Origin of the sequence: Neobacillus mesonae, assembly GCF_001636315.1 — a bacterium.
In the GTDB taxonomy this organism is placed as follows: Bacteria; Bacillota; Bacilli; order Bacillales; family Cytobacillaceae; genus Neobacillus; species Neobacillus mesonae.
The window spans coordinates 2,892,021-2,912,970 of sequence record NZ_KV440949.1 but is presented as its reverse complement, the minus strand read 5'-3'; the positions used below and the strand labels follow the sequence as shown (position 1 = coordinate 2,912,970).

Below are 20,950 nucleotides of genomic sequence, written 5' to 3'. Positions count from 1 at the left end.
TTATACGAGACAATGTGAGTGACCCTCCGGGTCGAAACGCCGTTAATAACCATTTCAAGCATGGAGAGAACTAGAGCTTGATCACAACGCTCATACTTTTCAAAGACCGAAGTAGAAAATTCGCCATTTCGGGTCCTGGGTACCTTCAGCTTTAATTTGCCAATACCTAGAATCAATTCACGTTCATAGTAACCGTTTCGGTAGTCCCGGCGCTCCGTAGATCGTTCATAGGCAGCCACCTGTAAATAATCGTCCCTTTCTTTTTCCATAAATTCATTAAGAACTAAGACAAGGGCTGATTTAATCACCATATCTAGGTTAGAATTGATGACGGATTCTTTTAAAAGGTCCATATCTAGGTTAAACTGTAAGTGAGTCATTTTTATTCCTCTTTTCATTGTTTATCGTGGTTGAAAACAGTGTTGCCAAGAGTGAATAAAATGACTCTTTCTTTTTACACAATTATATGGACTTTATCTTTTTCGGGCAATGCAACTCTCTTCCTTTGACCAAATTAGTGGCTCTTCCCGTTTTTCGGGCAATGCATCCCTCTTCCTTTGAGCAAATTAGTGGCTCTTCCCGTTTTTTGGGCAATGCATCCCTCTTCCTTTGACCAAATTAGTGGCTCTTCCCGTTTTTCGGGCAATGCATCCCATTTCCTTTGACCAAAATAGCCGCTCTCCACGATTTTTGGGCAATGCACCCTCTTCCTTTGACCAAAATTGCTGCTCTCCCTGGTTTTTGGGCAATGCAATCCTACTAAAGGACAAACAGTAATTTAAAGCGGCTTCCCGTTACACCTTTCATACTTCTTCATAACGCCTTCCGCTTCCATCAATTCAACCGAAAGCGGATAACCATTTTCATCCAACCTAAAATAATAAGTATCATGAATAAAATCACTTTTACAAACAACCATTGCCCCATCAGCCTCAACTGGAAACAATTTAAACTTATACGGCACACCGTACATTTTTGGAACAATCGTATACAGCCCTTGATCAAAACCAATCGTCACTACTAAATCCTCGTTTCGATACTCGCCGGTAAGGTTTTCAAAGGGCAAGTCCAATTGTTTAAACGACTCAACCGTTGAATTTTCTTTTCCTAAAACAATCCCAAGAAGATCACCAGTAATTTGCGTAACTGGCGTGATATTGATATTACTTAACGCCATCACCACAAGCTCCTCATCTGGTATCATCACAAGATGATTAACAAAACCGTTGATATCACCAAAGTGGCTGACCGTCGTCTGAGTACCCTCCTCAATAAACCAGCCGAACCCGTACCCATACACACCGGTAAACATTTGCTTCATCAAAGCCCCGTCGACCAACCTCCCCTTCATGAGTGCCTGACACCATTTGTATAAATCTTCCACCGTTGAATACATTCCGTAGACTCCTAGTGGGAAGGACATATCTACGAATTCGGTGTGGATGACCTCGCCCCAGACGGTGTGGCCTGTTGCTAGCGATTTGACGATTTTTCGACCATTATCCACTCCGGTGCCAGTTAACCCTAGCCGCTCCAAAATTGACGTTTGCAAAAACTCGGCATAGGAAACTCCTGATACTTTTTCAATTATGGCGGTTAATAACATAAAACCGGAGTTGCTGTAATCAAAATCTGTTCCGGGCTCAAACTCGAGCGGCTGATCTTTAAATGAGTTGATAACCTCATTAAGAGTTGCCGGTAATCTCATAGTAGTTGACCAGTATTCGGGAGTTGAGGTAAAGCTTGGAACCCCTGAAGAGTTGTTTAATAAATGCCGCACCGTAATGATGGAGCCATTTGGATAATCGGGAAAAACGGTATCAATCGATTGATCAATATCCAACTTCTCTTGTTCGTGAAGAATCATAATGGCCATCGCTGTAAAAGCCTTTGTCAACGAACCGATACGAAATTTAGTTGAAGTAGTGTTAGGAATATCATACTGAAACGATGCCGACCCGTATCCTTTTTTTAATAAAATCTCCCCTCTATGTGCCACTAGCACCGCGCCATTAAAATAATTGTGGGCGGCCAAAGAATCCATATATGCCTGAAGTTTATCTATTTTACTATTCATTTTTCCCCCATTCCGCAGCCTTAAGGTGCTCCTGATTATTAAGAAACTTAACTATTCTTCGTTCATTTTTTATCTCAATTAAATGAAACCCGGTATCTCCTGTAGCAAACGCAAACTTATTAGTCGGCGATTGGCGCAGGAATGCTTTTAACAAGTTTGAGATGAGACCGCCGTGCGAAACAACCGCAACCCTATCAAACTCTCGATAATTGTATATGATTTTATGAAAAACCCGCTCAGCGCGGAAACGAAAATCCAGCTCTGATTCTCCGTCTTGGATGGGAATATGTGCTGGTCTGCCATTCGTCGGCAGTGGGTACTTTGCAGCAGCCACCTCCCTGGACAGCCCCGCCAATACGCCGTTATTAAACTCCATTAAATTGGGATCCTCTACGAGTTCGCAGCCAACCGTTTTTTGCAGAATAAAAGCAGTACTTTGGGCCCGCTTGAGAGGGCTGGATAAGATGATGTCAGGAGGGTAGTGAATAGCAACATACTCCGCCATTCGTTTCGCCTGCTCCTTCCCTAGCTCTGTCAACGGAAAGTCCGCTCTTCCCTCATGCACTCCTAATAAATCAGCTTCCGACTGCCCATGCCGAATAATCAACAGCTCCAATGCCTTTTCCCCCTAGATCCGTTTTAGCTTTATTTTAATAAACAATTGATCTTCTATCAATTCCCAATATATCCAAAATTCAGCAAAGTCTGATATACTATTCCTATATAGCACTAGTAAAGGAGGACTACTTTTGCCGCTCATTTACCAATTAGGAAAAAGCATCCTTGCCTGGCTGCTCGCGACCTTTATTATTATTTTTATCATTCTAATGCCAAGAGACGTGACCTTTGAAACAACAACCGGCAATGTCTTTACAGGTGTGGAATATCACTACTCTTTCACAAAACACAAGGATTCCTTTATTGACTTCTTTGCTTACATCAAGGACAACAAGTCCCTCGGAGAGTATATGCCGCACTACCCAAATAGCGAACTGCTTTCTCGGACAATGAAGAAAAGCTTGTACATTGCCATTCCCGCATTGGGTCTTGCTTTTTTCCTTGGCGTGCTAAAAGGGATGTTGGATTACCGCCTGTCGAAATATAAATTTTGGAGTGCTCCTAGTAATGGCGCAACTTGGCTTTTCCTGTCCATCCCGGACTTTTTCATCGTCATCTGCATCCAAATCATCCTGATGTATCTCTCTAATATTGGTCTGCTGCCCCATATCACCTTATTCGGCAGTGAAAACTTTGAAAATATCATTCTATGTATTATTTATTTAACAATCTATCCCCTGTTTTATATAGCTAAAATAACCTATACCAGCTTAGAGGATGAGGAAGGAAAGGATTATATCCGGACAGCATTTTCCAAAGGGGTCCCTTTTAAAAAAGTAGTCTATATACATATCTTTCGGAATGCCATCATCAAGATTTTGCAGCATCTGAATACAATCGCACTTTTTGTGTTATCGAATTTATTTATTATTGAAAAATTCACCGATTACCGTGGGGCAGGTTTCTATTTTCTAAAGGTCGTTCTTCCTGGAACAACATTTGCCGTCGGACAAAGCAGGGATTTAGGGAATGCATTATTAGCTATCTCTTATACGATTATTTTTACGTTTATTATCTTACTCGTTCATTTAATCAGCCAAATCTGTCATTATTTCTTAACACCATATGACCTTCAAGAAGAGGGGGATATGTCTTGAAAAATATCCAACTTATAATAGGGACAATGCTTTTGGCGATTTTTCTAGTATTCGCATTCTTTGGTTCGCACCTTCCCTTTGTTGATGCTAGTTTAAAAGAAGAAACCATGAAAATGAGTGAGGAGGGGAAAATTCAAATCCCGCCCTACCCACCATCAGCTGAGCACCCGCTTGGAAGCGACCGGAAAGGAAGGGATCTGCTGAGTTTGTTTGTGATGGGGACGGGAGAAACATTGCTGCTCGTTACGGTAATTGCCGTTATTCGATATATCGTTGCAGTCCCGCTTGGAATGGCTGCGACAATTTCAAAACCGGTTAATGCATTGTTAAGCGGCTGGAATTATGTCTTATCGTTTATTCCGCCAATTTTTCTAGCGGCACTGCTGCTTGGAATCCCCTTTATCTATTTTTCCAACTTCTCGCCGTTATGGTTTGTTATAATCTTGTCCGGAATTGAGGTTGGGCGTCTGGCGACGTTGGTAAAAAACGATGTGACTTACTTATCCAATCAGCTTTTTATCAAGGCGGCCATTTCTACCGGCACTACCAAAGTTAGTTTATTTACGCGGCATATTTTCCCGCATCTGAAATCACAGCTGATCACCAGTTTCGTGAACGACATGGCCAGAGTTTTGTTTTTACTAGCACAATTGGCTGTCTTCAATCTTTTTGTGGATCAAAAATTCACATCTGAAATGGACGGAAGTTACTCGGCGGAAAATATATCACTTGCTTATCCGATGCATCTTCAACTTATATCGAAAGAAATCTGGAGCAGCTACTGGGTCCCGTTGTACACAGTCTTATTTATTTCGGTGATGATTATTACTTTCCTTTTGCTTGCCGACGGTTTTAAAAAGTATTTTAAGGCGAAATATCGAATGCTTTAAAAAAGGTTCAGTTCCCCATTATTTACGGGGACTGAACCTTTTAACTATCTTATTCGTCTTTGCTGGATGATTCCTAATATGATTGGAATCCCCGTGCCTATTATCGTGACCGGTAAAAACCACGCACCAAAACCTCCGCCCCATCCCAAAGCAATAGAAATGGATTCTATCTCAACGAGGCAGAAAATAATTAAACAAATATTTTTTATTTGATTTAATATTTTCCGGCTATGTAAATAGAAGTGTTCCGCATTCGTTTCATTCAACCGTTTTGGGTAATTATGGGCCTCAGGGAATTTTTCAAGAACGGACAGGAAAATTAGAATAAACGCCCCGATAAACGGGAAAATCAGAAGTTCCCATTTTGAGCCCCAACGGTCTACCTCACCGGCAGCGTTATAATGCCCTGGTACTTCATCCGGAAGTGTTCCCCAAACAATGAGTAAAAGAATGATAGAGCCAAAATAACAGAAATATCCTATAATATCCCAAATCCATTCACTCTTTGATTTGGGAATGTTTATTTTTGGTCTTCCCCAATATGTTGACAATCTTCCTTCCCTCCATTTATTCAAAAGATCCTGATAATTACTTTATGAGGACAAAACGGCCTTGCTTTTCTTGGTTTCAGTTCTCATGAACACTTCATGGGGACAAAACGGCCTCGTTTTCCGTGGTTCCAGTTCTCATAAACGCTTCATGAGGACAAGGACGTCGCTCTTTTCTTGGTATCTGTTCTCATGGACGCTTCATGGGGACAAGACCGCCACGCTTTTCCTGGTTTCAGTTCTCATGAACGCTTTATGAGAACAAGACCGCCGCGCTTTTCCTGGTTTCAGTTCTCATGAACGCTTCATGAGGACAAGACGGCCGTGCTTTTCTTGGTTTCAGTTCTCATGAACGCTTCATGAAGACAAAACTACCGCGCTTTTCTTGGTTCCAGTTCTCATGAACGCTTCATGAGGACAAAATGGCCTTGCTTTTCGTGATTCCAGTTCTCATGAACGCTTTATGAGGACAATTTGGATTCCTTTTTAGATAGTTTTGTTCTCATAAAAACTTCTCAGATAAACTGATTCCAATAAGCCCAGATCTATTTTATAATTTTTTTCACTCGTTTATCATCAGGATACTTCTTTAATAGCTTCCTCTATAATTCTGTTCTAACTTCCTTGTAGTTCAAAAGTTGCTTTATAAATAACTTCATAACCTACTACATGGTCATCAGAGTTTTTCGAACAACATCAGAAACCTAGTACCAATACAATTTTTAATACCTTCCGCATACTTTCCCCTTTTGTAATAGTTGCTTTATTGAATCATAATGAATTTCCAAACATTTTCCTTATAAACTACATAATTCACCATAATCTTACAAATCCCCTGCTATAACATGATCTTTTTGCCAAAAATTGAATTTATAATGTTAACTCATAAAAATAAAGGGCTCTGAGTATTTTGGAATAACGGAGGTGTCAAGTTTATGAAGAACGCATGGCTGGTTTCATTCATCCGCTTTCCGATGCTAATCATGACGCTGCTCATTTTCTTTTTATTACTTAAAAAAGCCGGAATCCAATTTCAGTTTCCCTACCTACCCGAATTTTCAACTGTTTACTTTACTATAGTAAATGTACTTTGTTTTTTTCTATTACATCATCTTTTAAAAAAAGAAGGTCGTTCTATTCAAGACTTAATCGGTTTTCACCGTAAACGGGTTATTAAAGATATCTTGTTGGGCATTTTATGGCTGTTTGTCTTGTATATTCCGTTTGTGGTTACAATTTTAGGAATCATGTTTGTCATGTATGGACCAGATTTATTCCAACACTTTCATACTGTTTTTATAGGAAATGAAGAAATCTATACTTTTTCACGGCCTGACTGGCTTATTTGGTTAACCGCATGCATTTCTATTATTTTTCCTTTATTGAATGCACCTGTTGAAGAACTAATGTATCGAGGCTATGCACAGCCATTAATAATCAAACATTATAAAAAAGTGTGGGTTGGAATAACCATTCCGGCGGTTGGTTTTGCGTTACAGCACATGATATTGGCGGTTAGTATTCATGGTGCTATTGTCTACGCGGCAGCTTTCTTTGTATGGGGAGTTGGCAGCGGGGTTATTTATCACAAACAAAAAAGATTATTTCCTCTTATCATTTGCCATTTCATCGTTAACATCGCATTCGGGATTTTACCAATACTGTTTCTCATTTATTTTTAAAACACAGGTACGGTTCATTTACCATTCGCCCTTTTTTTGCTTATAATAGGTGTTGAGGTGAGTGTATGGCGCGTGAACGCAAATTCTCCACAGATGAATTATTTCAAGCAACTAAGGAGCTGCTGCTAAGTCATGGCTATGAGGCCTTTACGTTTAGTTTGCTGGCTGACAGCTTACAGGTATCTCGGGGTGCACTTTATAAATACTATGAAAATAAGGAAGAGCTCATCACGAACTATTACTTTTATGAAATGGATCAATATTTGCTCAAGCTAAAACAAATAGATTTACACCAAGGGTTTGAAGCACAATTTAATTACCTGTTAAACCTGATGTTTAGTTACTCTGATATTCAGAAGCTCATTAAAATCGGTCAGCGGGTACCACACCATGAAGAAAAATTTAAGACACTCCATACGGATATGTACCAGCATTTACAGAAATTTGTGGAATTAGGGAAAAAGGAAAGAAAACTGAAGCGAGACCTTCCAAACAATTTGATTTTAGGATACATTTTCCAATCTGTTGCCATCCCCAATCATTCCAATATCCCACATCCCATTTGGGTCAGCTCCATTAAAGAAATTATTTGTCATGGAATGTTCATAAACAACTAAATTGACACATATGTTACTTTAAAAGATAATAAAAGTGACAATAGTGTCTTTTTATTTTTCCTAAAGTGACACTTGTGTTACCTTAAGATTTCTTTAAAGAAGGGAGTAAACAAACTCGATGAAGTCATTTCTACAAGCCATTACCGACCGCGTTTCGACCAAAAAGGGAATGTGGATTACGCTTGCTGCTTGGTTGGTTATCACCATGTTACTTGCGATATTTGCACCAAGTGCCAAGGATTATGAAGTATCCCGAATTGATTCCCTGCCTGACGATGCAAAATCGGTGATTGCGCAAAAAAAGATGGACCAATATTTCCCTAATAATGAGGGAACCCCTGCTATATTAGTTTTTCAATCAAAAGATGGTGAAGTGCAGCTCCAAAAGCTTGGTCAGGTTCTAGACAAAATAAAGGAAGAAAATATTAAAGGAATTGATCAGATTATCCCGATTGCTTCCCTTCCTCCTCAAGCAACGGCTGGCTTTTTCTCAAAGGACAAGAAAACGGCCATCGTTCCGTTAAGCTTTAATGCTTCACTTGAAAATACGGAAATTAGGGATTCATTAGTTAAGGTGAAGAAAGTTGCGGCAGATGCAACGGACTATAAATTGTTTGTTACCGGACCTGCCGGGATTGCTGCTGATTCTCTTGATCTATTTTCCCGAGCTGATGTTGTTCTGATTTTATCTACAGTCGGTTTAATTCTTATTTTGTTAATCGTGATTTACCGCTCGCCGTTATTAGCATTTATTCCACTTCTTGCAGCTGTCTTTGTCTATGAAGTTGTTAATCAAATACTGGGAATCATGGGCGCAGCAGGGCTTGCTTTAAGTAATCAGACATTGTCGATAATGTCGATTTTGTTATTTGCCGCAATGATTGATTATTCCTTATTCGTTTTTTCTCGGTATCGTGAAGAGCTGACAAGTCATGAAAGCAAGTTTCAGGCGATGAAGGAAGCGATGCGGGAAACAGGGATGCCGGTTTTCTTTTCAGGCGGAACGGTTCTGGCCGCCATGCTGGTGTTATTCTTTGCTCAGTTTGGTGACTACCGAAACTTTGCCCCAACCTTTGCAACGACAATGGCCGTGATTATGCTGGCATCCATCACGCTCGTTCCTGCATTGTTTACCCTGTTTGGCAGAAAGTCATTTTGGCCGAAAATCCCTCATGTTGGTGAAGCGTATGCCAGCAAGCATATAGTTTGGGGGAAAATAGGCCGTTTTGTTACGAAAAAACCCGGGCTTTCAGTTGTTATTATCGGGATTTTCCTATTAGTGTCTGCAAGTAACCTGTTTAATTTAAAGTATGAATATGACACGATGAAATCATTCCCTAAAGACATGCCTTCACGTCAGGGCTATGAAATTTTAGCAAAGGAATTTGGAAGCGGGGATCTGGCGCCGACTACTGTGGTGTTTGAATCTAATGGCGCCGTTACAGCTGAACAGCAGGAAAAATTAAAAACCGCATTGGAGAGTCGGCCGCACGTAGACAACGTCCGCTTAGGTGGTAAAACAAAAGACGATTCAGTGCTTTATTACAGTTTGACGTTTGAAGGAAATCCGTATTCGGTTAAAACGATTGATGCACTAAAAGAAACAATTGATCATTCCAAGAAAATTGTTGCTGACAGCGGGCTTGAGGGTAAGTTGTTTTTTGCCGGCGAAACAGCCGTTAAAGTGGATGACCGTATTGTCAATGACCGGGATGTTACTGTGATTGTAACGCTGGAGACGATTTTAATCTTCGTCCTGTTGATTGTTTTAACAAGGTCGTTTAAAATGCCGATTTATATGATGGGCACTATCCTCATTTCATTCTTTGCGGCATTAGGATTAGGGACCTTCTTAAGTAATCTGATTTTCGGAATTGATACCATCAGCGACCGTGTGCCGCTTTATGCCTTCGTCTTCTTGGTCGCCTTGGGAATTGACTATAATATTATGCTCGTCTCAAGGTTCCAGGAAGAAAGAGCGAAGCATAGTGTCAAGGAAGCGGTAGAAATTGCGGTTACTAATACGGGCGGTGTCATCTCTTCAGCCGGCCTGATACTGGCAGCCACCTTTGCCGTATTAATGACCCAGCCAATCCAACTGCTGTTTATCTTCGGATTCATCGTAGCAGTCGGAATCTTACTCGACACCTTCCTAATCAGAGGGATATTGTTACCAGGATTAATTGTTTTATTGGAAAAAGATAAAAAGGTTAGTGGAAATAGATAATACATGCTGGCGGTTCTTTTGTTTCATTTCTTTTGAATGAAACAAAAGAACCGTCTCCGTATTTCAAAAAACTAGACCTTTGAGTTAATAGTTTTTAAATGTTTGTCGTGTTAAATCAATAAAAGCCTTTAAAGGTGGTGTCATCCATTTGTCTTTATGCCATGCTATTTGAGTATAAGTTGGTGCTGCGGTATTTTTCCACCCCAGCTCATTCATTCTTCCCGCTTTAATATCTGCCTCTACTGCCATCTTCGGTAACAAAGCGATGCCAAGCCCTGCTATTATACATTGTTTTATGGCTTCTATGCTTCCAAATTCTATTTTATTTAATGCGTACACTCCTGCTGCACGGAAAATGTCCTCAAAAATATTACGGTAGGAGCAGCCTGCTTCAGTCAACAGAAGTGTTTCATGTTCCAGATCTTCTGGTGAAACTTCTGATTTCTGCAACAATGGATGGGTAGATGACGCCACGATTACGAGTTCCTCTTTAATTAATGGTTCTATTACCAGCGCTTCCCCGGGCCTGCATGTATCCATAATGAAGGCTACATCGAGTACTCCCCCTGCCAGCTGTTCCCTCGCCATTTCATCAGAATGAGCCGGTTTGAAAATAAGCTTTACCTGAGGGAATAAAGATTTAAATTCTTTTAGAATTGATGGAAGTCGGTAGGTACACTGACTTTCCTGTGCTCCTACCATCAGGGTGCCTGTCTGTTCCTCTGTTCCACTTACAATCAACTTTGCCTCTTCACTAATTCTGATCATTTTTTCCGCATAGGTTTTAAACCGGCATCCAGCATCTGTTAATGATAATCGCTTCCCAAGACGTTCAAATAAAGGTGTGCCCATTTCAGCCTCAAGTGCTTTTATTTGTGCTGTAACACTTGATTGTGCAAAATTTAAAAGTTTAGCCGTTTGCGTAAAATTCAAAGTTTCTGCAGCCATATTAAATGTAATCAATTGTTTAATTTCCATTTCATCACCCTAATCGCCGTTTCCGATTGATTCAATCAAAATAATCATCTTTATTGATTTATAATTACATTATAAAATATCAATGATGGTAATAAAAGTTATTTAAAGGAGAGATTTAACTCATGACAATCGCAGTTATTTACGGAAGTACCCGTCCTGACGGAAACTCCGAAACGTTAACGGAACAAGCCATTCAAGGGATAGAAGTAGAAAAAATATATTTACGGGACTTTCATATTCAATCGATTATCGATGGTCGTCATGCAGAAGAAGGATTCCAAGCTGTAGATGATGATTATAACTCCATAATTGATCGGGTTTTACCACATGACATTATCATTTTTTCTACACCTATTTACTGGTATAGCATGTCAGGTACAATGAAGAATTTTATTGATCGATGGTCACAAACGTTAAGAGATGTAAAATACCTAGATTTTAAAAAGCAAATGTCACAGAAAAAAGCATATGTCATTGCTGTAGGAGGAGATGCCCCTAATATCAAAGGATTACCAATGATACAACAGTTTCAACATATCTTTGATTTTATGGGAATCTCATTTGAAGGGTACATTCTAGGAGAAGGAAATAAACCGGGAGACATTCTGAATGATAAGAATGCTTTATTCGCCGCTAATCAACTGCAAAAAGGATTTATCAATTAGATTTGCTAAAAGACGGGGACGGTTCCTGCGTTTCATTTCTTGCAAATGAAACAGGAGAACCGTCCCGTATTTAATCTTATGTTATTTCCATATGTTTTTTATAGATTCTACCCTCTCGCTTTCACCCAAATGCTTTAAACCGTATAGGTCTTCAAGGGTTCTTAATAGATTGTAGTGATTTAATTTTTCGTTATATTGGCCTGGCTTGACCATTGGGCCGACGAAAAAGGTCGGGATTTTGTTGTCTTGTGAATGGTCGTCCTCATCCCATGTAACAATTAATAAACTGTTATGCTTTGTCGCCCATTGGACATATGGATCGATATGTTCCTTCAGCCAATTATCTCCTTCCTTAATGGAGCCGTCATGCATGTCATTGCGTAAGGCCGGGATAACGAATGACACTGTCGGCAGTTTTGAAAAATCCTTTGGAAAATTTGTTAATGGCTGATTTGCCTCTTTAGGGACGTTCGTAAAGTTTACCCAAGGATTATGCTTACGTGCATACCCCCCAGGACCTGTAGATTCCCCCTCAAAGCCAATAGAAGGAAGGTCTTCGGAATAGCCAGCAAATGTATAATTTTTGGCAGTCAGCTCACTTGCCAAATTATCTGTTGTAAATTTCGCGTTAGGAACCTTATCATCTGTCACACCCTGATTAGATCCAGAAAACAAATCCAAATAGTTAGGTTGACTCGGGTGTTCAATGGCATAATAATTAGTAAAGTTGGCGCCCTGTTTCATTAGTGAATTAATATAAGGGGCTTTCTTATTCCCTTCAATTGCTTCTTGTGATCGATTTTCTTCAATCACAATGACAATATGATCAATGTTTGGGAATTCCCCCTTAGTAGTGATATTTTTTTCAATAGGTGTTTGATTTTTTGGCTGAAGATTAGGTCCACAGGCATTTAAAACGACAACGACTAATAAGATGAGAATTCCCCATTTTTTAAACAATTCGGTATGCCTTCTTTCCTTTCAATTCTTAATTCTATTATTAGCCAAGGTGCATAAAATGAACAGTACTTCTGGTAAAAAGTAGCCTGTTCGTCATTTTATGCCCCTCCAAATTTTAGCGGTATATTTTCTATTTTTCCATGTTTACTCGCCCCCTCTTTAATCAAAGGTGTTCATTTTTCAGACATTCCAAAAAAACTACCACATATATTGAATTAATACAAACTTCTGAGGCGAGGTGGAACTATGTTTATATATATCGTTAAAACGGGGGATTCCATTTTTTCCATTGCAACAAAATATCAAGTTACTATGGACAGCATACGTATAATAAATGGATTAAAAACAGATCGATTAGTCCCAGGGCAAGATTTACTCATTCCATCGGATATGTATATTGTTCAGCCTGGAGATTCACTCTATTTGATTTCCCAGATGAGTTTCATTCCTGTTGAAACAATACGTTTATATAATGGTCTACAATCTGATACCTTAATGGTTGGTATGAAATTATACTTGCCCCCAAGACCTAAATATGAAGCGGAAGGTTTTAGTTATATAACTCCTTCTACACCTGAGATGAACCAATGGCTTGTACAGAGATTTGCACCGATTAATACCTTTTTTGGCATTTTCGAATACCATGTCCTTGAAGATGGAGGTTTGAGTACTTTAAATGATCAGCAGCTCATTAGGCTATCACGAGAGAACAATGTAGCACCTCTTGCCGTTATTACGAATTTAACCGAGACTGGATTTAATCCCGAATTAACAAAAAGGGTATTAAATACTCCGGAAATTAGAGAGCGATTGATTACAAATATTTATAACCTAGTAAAAACTAAAAATTATGCTGGTGTGAATATTGATTTTGAACGAATACGTGAAGGAGAAAGGGATATATATAGCGGCTTCCTACGTTCGCTGAGTGAACGATTGAGGCCAGAAGGTTATTATACATCTGTTGCCGTACCAGCTAAGACAAGTGATGATATACCTTGGTTAAAGGGGTATGATTACGGTGGAATTGGAGCAGCTGTTGATTTTGTTTTTATTATGGCTTATGACTGGCACGAAGCAAGCAGTCCCCCTGGCCCTGTGGCTCCAATTAAAGAAGTAAGACAAACAATCGTTTATGCTCTTAATAATATGAGAGGAAATAAAATTATCCTGGGTGTTCCTCGCTATGGGTACGACTGGACCATGACAAATGGAACTGTAGAAAGTGCCCGTGCAGTTTCTGTTTCCAGCGCAATAGAAACTGCTATGAAATATCAAGTACCTATCCAATATTCTACAGAATATCAACAGCCTTTCTTTCAATATCGAGACGAAACGGGAAAAAGACACATTGTATGGTTCGAAGACGCCAGGGCCCGCGCTCAAAAGCTCCAGTTATTTGTAAATTATCGGTTAAGAGGAATTGGTGCTTGGCAATTAGGATTACACTTTCCTCAATCGGGAATATTAGTGAATGAATTTATGATTCCCCAAAAAATCATTTGATTTCCTAAAGTGATCATAATTTAAGGTATGCACTTAAACGTCAGGTGAGTTTATGATAAAAATACCTGCTATGTTAAAAAGCAAACTAGGTCTATTTTTAAAAGAGTTTTTTTAAAATTGTAATGATTGGAGTTGTAGACATGTGAACGAAACTAATTGTGATTTTTCCCCAATGAAGCAGCAATTGTCGAAAGGAATACAGCATATTACCAATGAACTCCAATATAGCTTAGAAATTTTAGATAACGAAAACTGTTGTCTCTTGGGTAAATTAGAGGAAATTAAGAATAAAATGATACAAATCGAATCAGTTGCATCTTCCTTTTATCTAAACTGCTATTTATCTGCATTTACAGAAAAATATGAGGACTTATCCATTTGTGTTGAGAGGTTGTCGGCACGCCGCCATGGTGCGTTAATAGTGGTCCAACGAAATGATTCTCTAGATTTGTTAATCCAAAAAGGAACAGATATTAGAGCTGCCTTAACCCCTGCATTGTTAGAAGCCATTTTTTATCCCGGAAACCCTCTCCATGATGGAGCCGTGTTAATTCGTGGTAATCAAATCGTTTCAGCGGCAAACGTCCTTCCCTTAACAACTGCAGTTATAATCGGAAAAAAACTCGGCACCCGTCACCGCGCCGCACTAGGTTTATCAGAGCTATGTGATGCTCTTGTATTAGTTGTATCAGAAGAGACCGGTAAAGTCTCTTTTGCACAAGAGGGAAAACTCCATCCCATAGCAACTGCTCAATCCATACATTAGTTTGTATTCAAGTAAAACACGGGGGGCGGTTCTGGTGCTTAAAAAAAGCCGGCCCCGCTTGATTTTAGCGAAGGCCGGCTTTTCAATTAAGTTGTTAGACTACAAGAATGACAATAAAGTAGATGGCCATTGCTGCCAGTCCTATTGGGAAGGCAAACCGGGCATATTCACCGCTTGTAATTTTTAATTTACCTGCGGCAATGATATTCGGAATATTCCCTGGAATTAACATTCCGCCGCTAATTAGAAGTCCCATCAGAATATCCTTAATAGTTTCGTCATTCATGACAGGACTGATTTCCGCGGCAGCAAGTGTGGCATTATCCAATATCGCCGACACCATGTTGATCCAATACATAAGCTTTGGACTTAAGCCTAGGATATAAGCCTCGATAAATGGCTCGAACCCAGCGCCAAGAAACGTAAGCGCCATAACGAACAAATAAATTTTTAAACTGCGGATAATGATTTCCCCGTAAGATTCCTTCTCTGTTTGCCTACCTACATTTGACTGAGGGGTTTGTCCCTCTGCCTCTAATCCAGCGGCAATTTCAGATTTCCCTGAAATACTATCAAACTGGTTTCGAGGTTTAATCATAAAAGCAGCCAGTACGCCAAAAACAATGACGGAAGGGATAACAGAGGCCCCTACTAATTTAAATAAATAAAGAAAATCCTCATTTAATTTACTAACCACAATCGTTGAAAGCGGTTCCCCAATTGGTGTCAGCACTGCCCCTAAGCCGATGGCGAAACACGCTAAGACCACCAGGCGGATTTCTGACTTTCGATCAAGGCGTAAAACACCAACTACAGCTACAAGAATAATAGCAGCAATGATGGCGGTAATCACACTCGAAATGAGACCTAAAACGATAACAAATAATGCAATAAACAAGCGATATGGCATAACATTGCTGATCCAAGCAATTCCTTTTTCAATTGGCCCCTGGAACCAGCGGAACAAAAGACCAGCGAATAGAACAGCCAGCGTAATGTTGATTGGATGGATTAACGCTTCCTTTACAAGCGGCCAGGAAAATACCTGACTAACCACTACAGCTGCAATCCCCATAATAAATAAAAACACTTCTAGGTTTCGCTCGACAAACTTTGTGAAAGGCAAGAATAGTACAAGCAGCAAGATGATGGACAAACCGATGATCATTCAATCACTTCCTTTTTTTAATTTTAAATACAAAAAGAGCCTGTCACCAAAGGGACATACTTCCCCCTTGGTGACAGGCTCCTCCTAAACAAATTAAAATATTAATTTATCATTTACACAATAAAATGCATTTCAAAATGAATAACTAGTTTTTAGTTTAACACACAGGAATAAAAATTACAATAATGTAATTCCAATCCATATTCAGGAAACATAGTGATGCATAGGGACGTTTCTTCCAACTCATCAATTACACATAAAGCAGTCTTTCTTATGCACAGCGCCTTATTATTTACATTCAAAAGAATAGCTATTAGTAAGATGATTATTAATTTCTAGAACAACTTCCCCTCCATTTTTGTAACATTGATCTACGGCTAAACTCATTTCTTCGGTATTAAAGTAACTATAAGCCATTGTTAACAAACAAATCACCAAAAACAGGAATGCAAAAATCCACGTTATCCCAATTAATTTTCTATTTTTTATAAATGTCACTTTTCAAAAACTCTCCCTTTTTACAATTTATTCAAACATATTTTCTCTGAAACCGCCAATAATTCCTTCCAAAAACACCCTATTGGCATTACAGATAGGAAGACATTAAGCCTATGTAAAAATAAAACAAATTGTCGGGAAACATAGCGGGATTTTCAAACAAACGTTTGATTTATAGCAGATATCTACACTAATTGTGACAATATCTACACTTTTCGAAAGGATATCTACACTATCAATTCTTGCACCTGAGATGCAAAAAAACTCTTCCCATCTCAATGGAAAGAGTTTTTCTTTATTATCATTTATACCCAGCCACGGAAGCGGGATGCCTCAGCGACTTTTTTGATTCCAACCATATAAGCGGCTAAACGCATATCCACTTCATGTGCTTCAGCTGTATTATAAATACTATCAAAGGATTGAGTCATCACAGCTGCGAGTTTTTCTTTCACTTCTTCTTCTGACCAATAATATCCTTGATTATTTTGCACCCATTCAAAATAAGATACGGTTACCCCACCAGCACTTGCCAAAATATCCGGAACAAGCAGAATGCCGCGCTCTGTTAGAATATGAGTTGCTTCAAGAGTTGTAGGTCCATTAGCAGCTTCAACAACGATTGCCGCCTTAATATTGGCCGCATTTTGAGCTGTAATTTGGTTTGAAATTGCCGCAGGAACAAGAATATCACACTCTAATTCCAGCAATTCTTTATTTGTAATCGTATTATCAAATAATTTCGAGAAGGTGCCGAAGCTGTCTCTCTTATCTAGAAGATAATTGATATCAAGACCATCCGGGTCATAAATTCCGCCGTAAACATCCGAAACAGCGACCACCTTTGCACCGGCATCATGTAAGAATTTAGCTAAGTAGCTGCCGGCATTACCGAAGCCTTGAATAACTACGCGTGCCCCTTTTAATTCCATCCCTTTTTTCTTCACGGCTTCTTCGATACAAATCGTTACACCCGCTGCGGTTGCAGTTTCACGGCCTTTTGAACCACCCAAAACAATTGGTTTTCCTGTGATAAATGCAGGTGAATCAAATTCGCGTAACCGGCTGTACTCGTCCATCATCCATGCCATAATTTGTGAATTCGTATACACGTCCGGTGCCGGAATATCTTTAGTTGGACCGACAATTTGGCTAATTGCACGAACATAACCGCGGCTTAGTCTCTCAAGCTCTCTAAATGACATTTTTCTTGGGTCGCAAATAATTCCGCCCTTACCGCCGCCATATGGAAGATCGGTAATACCGCACTTCAAGCTCATCCAAATTGATAAAGCCTTAACCTCTTCCTCATCCACCTCCGGATGAAAGCGAACGCCGCCCTTTGTCGGACCTACGGCATCATTATGCTGGGAACGATAACCAGTAAAGATTTGGACTGAACCATCATCCATTCTCACCGGAATTCGGACTGTTAACATGCGAATTGGCTCTTTTAAGAGCTCAAACATTTCATTTGTATAGCCTAATTTTGATAATGCCTTTTGGATAACGGTCTGGGTTGAATAAAATAAATTTAATGACTCCTGTTCCTGCTGTTGTTCCTTTTTTATTTCATTTGCCAGTGTATTTGCTGACATACATGACACCCCTTATTATATTCGTAAGCTATGCTAAAGCATTTGTTACTCACAAATAAGTATTGCAATTTCCGTGCCAACAATTTTTTTGCGGTTTTATGCGATTTGACACATAATACACGCCAATAAATTTTGCACAGAATATATTTCTCTAAAAAATAACGCAAAATATTTTTGCATTAACGCCGTTTTTTTGGTTAAATAAGTGCATAAAGAATAAACAAGGGGTATGGACCATCATGAAATATTCACAAATTGATTTGCGATATTTAACACAGATGTATAAACGGATTTTGGACGAAGTGGACGTTGGGGTTCATGCCGTAGACGAAACAGGAAAAACCATTATTTATAATAAAAAAATGATGCAAATGGAGTCGATGGACCTTCATGATGTCATAAATAAAAACTTATTAGACGTTTTTATGTTTAAAGACGACCAATCAAGTACACTCGTTAAAGCCCTGCAAGACGGCAAAGAAACAAGTAACGTCAAGCAGACCTATTTTAATAACAAGGGCCACGAAATTACCACCATCAACAATACGATTCCAATTTATGATGGTGAGAAACTTCAAGGTGCAGTTGAAATTGCCAACGATGTAACAAAGCTTGAACGGCTAATGAAAAGCAATATGAACAAGGGGCCAGCTAAATATACGTTTGATAATATTATTGGGAGAAGTCCCGCCATTAAAGAAGTGATTGAATCAGCCAAACGGGCTACCAGAACCTCATCTTATGTATTGATTGTCGGAGATACTGGGACAGGGAAAGAACTTTTTGCTCAAAGTATTCATAACGCAAGCAATAGATTAACTGGCCCATTTATTTCCCAAAACTGTGCTGCTTTACCTGATAATTTAATTGAAAGTCTTCTATTCGGCACAAAAAGAGGAGCCTTTACTGGCGCAATGGATACACCAGGCTTGTTTGAACAAGCTAACGGAGGTACCCTGCTGCTGGATGAGATTAACTCTTTAAATCTTAACCTTCAGGCAAAACTGCTTCGGGTTCTTCAGGAAAAAACAATTAGACGAATTGGTGATACTAAGGATATGCCCGTTGATGTCAGGGTCATTGCTAATATGAATGAAGACCCAATTGAGGCCATCGCCAATAATCGGATGCGCAAAGACTTATTTTACCGGCTTGGAGTCGTCACAATTTTTGTCCCGCCGTTAAAAGAGCGCAAAGAAGATATTCCATTATTGGTGGAGCATTTTATTGAAAAATACAACCAACGTTTTCATATGAATGTAAAAGGCTTATCAGAAGAGGTTCAGGCATCATTCCTTGAGTATGATTGGCATGGGAATGTCCGGGAACTGGAGCATATTATTGAAGCGGCGATGAACATCATGATTGATGAAGAGTACATTATGTATGCCCATTTACCATACCAGTACCGCAGCAAAGCACAGATAAGAGAGCGCATGATGCCTGTTTCCACCGTTGATACGTTCATGAAAGAAAACACTGATGAAACCGTACCACTGAAGGAACAAATGGAACTATTCGAAAAAACCTACATCGAACACGTCCTAAAAAAGCACGACTTCAACATCTCAAAAGCAGCCAAAGCACTCGGCCTTAGCCGCCAAAGCTTGCAATACAGAATGAAGAAATTAAATTTATAGTAATGCATGGGAATGGCTGCTTCAACAATGAAGCAGCCATCACCCTGTCTAATTCACTTTAATCTCTTTCCAATACAAGCCGTAACATTTCAAATAACAAGAAGTTAAAAAAGATCCATACAGCGCCATATACGTATCCGCCAACAATATCACTAGGCAGTAGATTAGTCGAAGCTATATTTGCAACGGTTAATCCAATTAAGATAAATAACGCAAATAGAGCCGCAAATACTGGCGTCAATCCCCTTTTTGAATGGCGGACAAGTAAGAAGAAGCAGACTCCATAAATGGTAATGATTATTACAGCATTTAAATCAGGGAAATTCTCGGAATGAAATTTTCCTACGAAACCAAAGGATTCAAGAAAAGATAAGGCCTGTGTAATAGAATCATGAAAAGCCTTTGCTCCCAATATGGTTATTAAAAGCAAAAGATACTCCAAGGCCCTGTTCCGTCCCTTTCTCCATATACGCAGGATGGTAATGGCTGTGATAAACCCAAATACATATATTGATTGAAAAATAAAGAACCCTTTCATCCAAGGCTGATAAACCACAGAGTTAACGATATAATTCGTCACTTCATTAAACTCCGTAAAGTCATTAGCTAAATAATCCTGTGCCAATCCAAGCATTAACGAAACCATGCCAATTAACACTAATGTGAGGCAAATAAGAAATATTTCGGTTGCTCTTATCGTTTTTAGACGAGCCATCAGCCTTTTTAAAGCACGAACAAAAAAGCTCTTAATTTGATCTTTATAAAATCGGTAGACTAGAAAAAAGGCTAATAAAATTGCTAAAACGATAATAAACATAACAAAGTATTTACTTGCTGCATGGTGAAATGCCTTCCATTGCGGTCCTAATACTTTCCCTAGTGTTATAAAACAAAATCCCCATAAAAAAGAACCTGTATAAGCCGGAATGATAAATTTCTGAAATGACATTCTCGAAATCCCGGAAATATATCCGGTGAAATGCCTGACTCCGGGGATGAAATAAGCAAAGATTAATAACTTACTCCCAGAACGTTCAAACCATGCCGCTGTTTTTTTATACCTTTCAGGCCCAAGATGAATATATTTTCCGTATTTCTCAATGAGTTTATATCCACCTGCCCTGCCAATCCAATAGGTTACGGTAATCCCTGCACCGCCCGAAAAAAAGACGGTCAAGAGTGCCAAAAGGTAATTCATCTTCCCCTGATACACAAAGTAACCGGCATAGCTCATTAATAATTCCCCTGAAATCGGGAGCGCCATGAGCTCTAAAAAAATACCCGCAAATAAAATAAGATAGCTATGCTGTTCAAATAAAGAGATTAAATAAGACATAAAATGCCTCCAAAATTTTCACTGAAACCCTCTTAAACAATGTACCACTGTTCTTAAATTAATTTGCCATTTTAATGAA

18 protein-coding genes are annotated in these 20,950 nt (G+C 39.2%); 9 read left to right on the top strand and 9 right to left on the bottom strand.

Going from position 1 to position 20,950, the window contains the following annotated elements; translation table 11 throughout:
* The 3 genes from A6749_RS13805 to A6749_RS13790 form a co-directional block, all read right to left on the bottom strand.
* The coding region (locus tag A6749_RS13805; RefSeq protein ID WP_180321130.1) for a transposase at positions 1-380 on the bottom strand (380 nt) is incomplete at its 3' end.
* A 398-nt stretch (positions 381-778) separates the two neighbouring features.
* The gene (locus tag A6749_RS13795) at positions 779-2,077 is read right to left on the bottom strand and encodes a serine hydrolase domain-containing protein (protein ID WP_066390375.1); all 1,299 of its coding nucleotides are present in this window, start codon (positions 2,075-2,077) and stop codon (positions 779-781) included.
* Positions 2,070-2,693 (bottom strand): histidine phosphatase family protein, encoded by a 624-nt coding sequence (locus A6749_RS13790; RefSeq protein WP_066390373.1) that lies wholly within the window; start codon positions 2,691-2,693, stop codon positions 2,070-2,072. Before A6749_RS13790 ends, A6749_RS13795 begins: the two co-directional genes overlap by 8 nt.
* A 133-nt stretch (positions 2,694-2,826) precedes the next feature.
* Here A6749_RS13790 and A6749_RS13785 point away from each other — a divergent pair, with 133 nt between their 5' ends.
* Both A6749_RS13785 and A6749_RS13780 read left to right on the top strand, forming a co-directional pair.
* Complete coding sequence (locus A6749_RS13785; protein ID WP_066390370.1) at positions 2,827-3,792, top strand: ABC transporter permease subunit; 966 nt, start codon at positions 2,827-2,829, stop codon at positions 3,790-3,792.
* Complete coding sequence (locus A6749_RS13780; protein ID WP_066390364.1) at positions 3,789-4,682, top strand: ABC transporter permease subunit; 894 nt, start codon at positions 3,789-3,791, stop codon at positions 4,680-4,682. The genes A6749_RS13785 and A6749_RS13780 overlap by 4 nt, the downstream gene beginning before the upstream one ends.
* Positions 4,683-4,726: 44 nt before the next feature.
* Here the strand turns inward: A6749_RS13780 and A6749_RS13775 are convergent, their stop codons facing one another.
* Entirely contained in the window at positions 4,727-5,233 is a 507-nt protein-coding gene (locus tag A6749_RS13775) for a DUF1648 domain-containing protein (RefSeq protein WP_066390362.1), read from the bottom strand.
* Positions 5,234-6,165: 932 nt separating this feature from the next.
* Between A6749_RS13775 and A6749_RS13770 the strand changes: the two genes are divergently transcribed.
* From A6749_RS13770 to A6749_RS13760, 3 genes are all read left to right on the top strand, one after another.
* A complete protein-coding gene (locus A6749_RS13770; protein ID WP_066390360.1) occupies positions 6,166-6,912 on the top strand; it encodes a CPBP family intramembrane glutamic endopeptidase in 747 nt (248 codons plus the stop codon).
* Between the two features lie 65 nt (positions 6,913-6,977).
* The gene (locus A6749_RS13765) at positions 6,978-7,529 is read left to right on the top strand and encodes a TetR/AcrR family transcriptional regulator (RefSeq protein ID WP_066390358.1); all 552 of its coding nucleotides are present in this window, start codon (positions 6,978-6,980) and stop codon (positions 7,527-7,529) included.
* A gap of 118 nt (positions 7,530-7,647) precedes the next feature.
* Positions 7,648-9,756 carry an MMPL family transporter gene (locus A6749_RS13760; RefSeq protein WP_066390352.1) on the top strand — a complete coding sequence of 703 codons (2,109 nt, stop codon included), beginning with the start codon at positions 7,648-7,650 and terminating at the stop codon, positions 9,754-9,756.
* A gap of 84 nt (positions 9,757-9,840) precedes the next feature.
* Here A6749_RS13760 and A6749_RS13755 read toward each other — a convergent pair whose 3' ends face one another.
* The gene (locus tag A6749_RS13755; RefSeq protein WP_066390351.1) at positions 9,841-10,734 is read right to left on the bottom strand and encodes a LysR family transcriptional regulator; all 894 of its coding nucleotides are present in this window, start codon (positions 10,732-10,734) and stop codon (positions 9,841-9,843) included.
* A gap of 122 nt (positions 10,735-10,856) precedes the next feature.
* Between A6749_RS13755 and A6749_RS13750 the strand changes: the two genes are divergently transcribed.
* Positions 10,857-11,399 (top strand): flavodoxin family protein, encoded by a 543-nt coding sequence (locus A6749_RS13750; RefSeq protein WP_066390350.1) that lies wholly within the window; start codon positions 10,857-10,859, stop codon positions 11,397-11,399.
* Between the two features lie 81 nt (positions 11,400-11,480).
* Here the strand turns inward: A6749_RS13750 and A6749_RS13745 are convergent, their stop codons facing one another.
* The gene (locus tag A6749_RS13745; RefSeq protein ID WP_066390349.1) at positions 11,481-12,359 is read right to left on the bottom strand and encodes an alkaline phosphatase family protein; all 879 of its coding nucleotides are present in this window, start codon (positions 12,357-12,359) and stop codon (positions 11,481-11,483) included.
* 246 nt (positions 12,360-12,605) lie between these two features.
* Here A6749_RS13745 and A6749_RS13740 point away from each other — a divergent pair, with 246 nt between their 5' ends.
* The gene (locus A6749_RS13740) at positions 12,606-13,865 is read left to right on the top strand and encodes a glycosyl hydrolase family 18 protein (protein WP_066390347.1); all 1,260 of its coding nucleotides are present in this window, start codon (positions 12,606-12,608) and stop codon (positions 13,863-13,865) included.
* Between the two features lie 142 nt (positions 13,866-14,007).
* A complete protein-coding gene (gene cdaS / locus A6749_RS13735) occupies positions 14,008-14,631 on the top strand; it encodes a sporulation-specific diadenylate cyclase CdaS (protein ID WP_066390343.1) in 624 nt (207 codons plus the stop codon).
* Between the two features lie 94 nt (positions 14,632-14,725).
* Here cdaS and A6749_RS13730 read toward each other — a convergent pair whose 3' ends face one another.
* Positions 14,726-15,799 carry a DUF1646 family protein gene (locus tag A6749_RS13730; protein ID WP_066390340.1) on the bottom strand — a complete coding sequence of 358 codons (1,074 nt, stop codon included), beginning with the start codon at positions 15,797-15,799 and terminating at the stop codon, positions 14,726-14,728.
* Between the two features lie 803 nt (positions 15,800-16,602).
* On the bottom strand, positions 16,603-17,895 hold the full coding sequence (locus tag A6749_RS13720; protein WP_066390328.1) for a Glu/Leu/Phe/Val family dehydrogenase: 1,293 nt from the start codon (positions 17,893-17,895) through the stop codon (positions 16,603-16,605).
* Positions 17,896-18,134: 239 nt separating this feature from the next.
* Here A6749_RS13720 and A6749_RS13715 point away from each other — a divergent pair, with 239 nt between their 5' ends.
* A complete protein-coding gene (locus A6749_RS13715; protein ID WP_066390327.1) occupies positions 18,135-19,535 on the top strand; it encodes a sigma-54 interaction domain-containing protein in 1,401 nt (466 codons plus the stop codon).
* 58 nt (positions 19,536-19,593) lie between these two features.
* Here the strand turns inward: A6749_RS13715 and A6749_RS13710 are convergent, their stop codons facing one another.
* Positions 19,594-20,871: a DedA family protein gene (locus tag A6749_RS13710; RefSeq protein ID WP_066390326.1), complete on the bottom strand. Its 1,278-nt coding sequence runs from the start codon at positions 20,869-20,871 to the stop codon at positions 19,594-19,596.
* Positions 20,872-20,950: the final 79 nt, after the last annotated feature.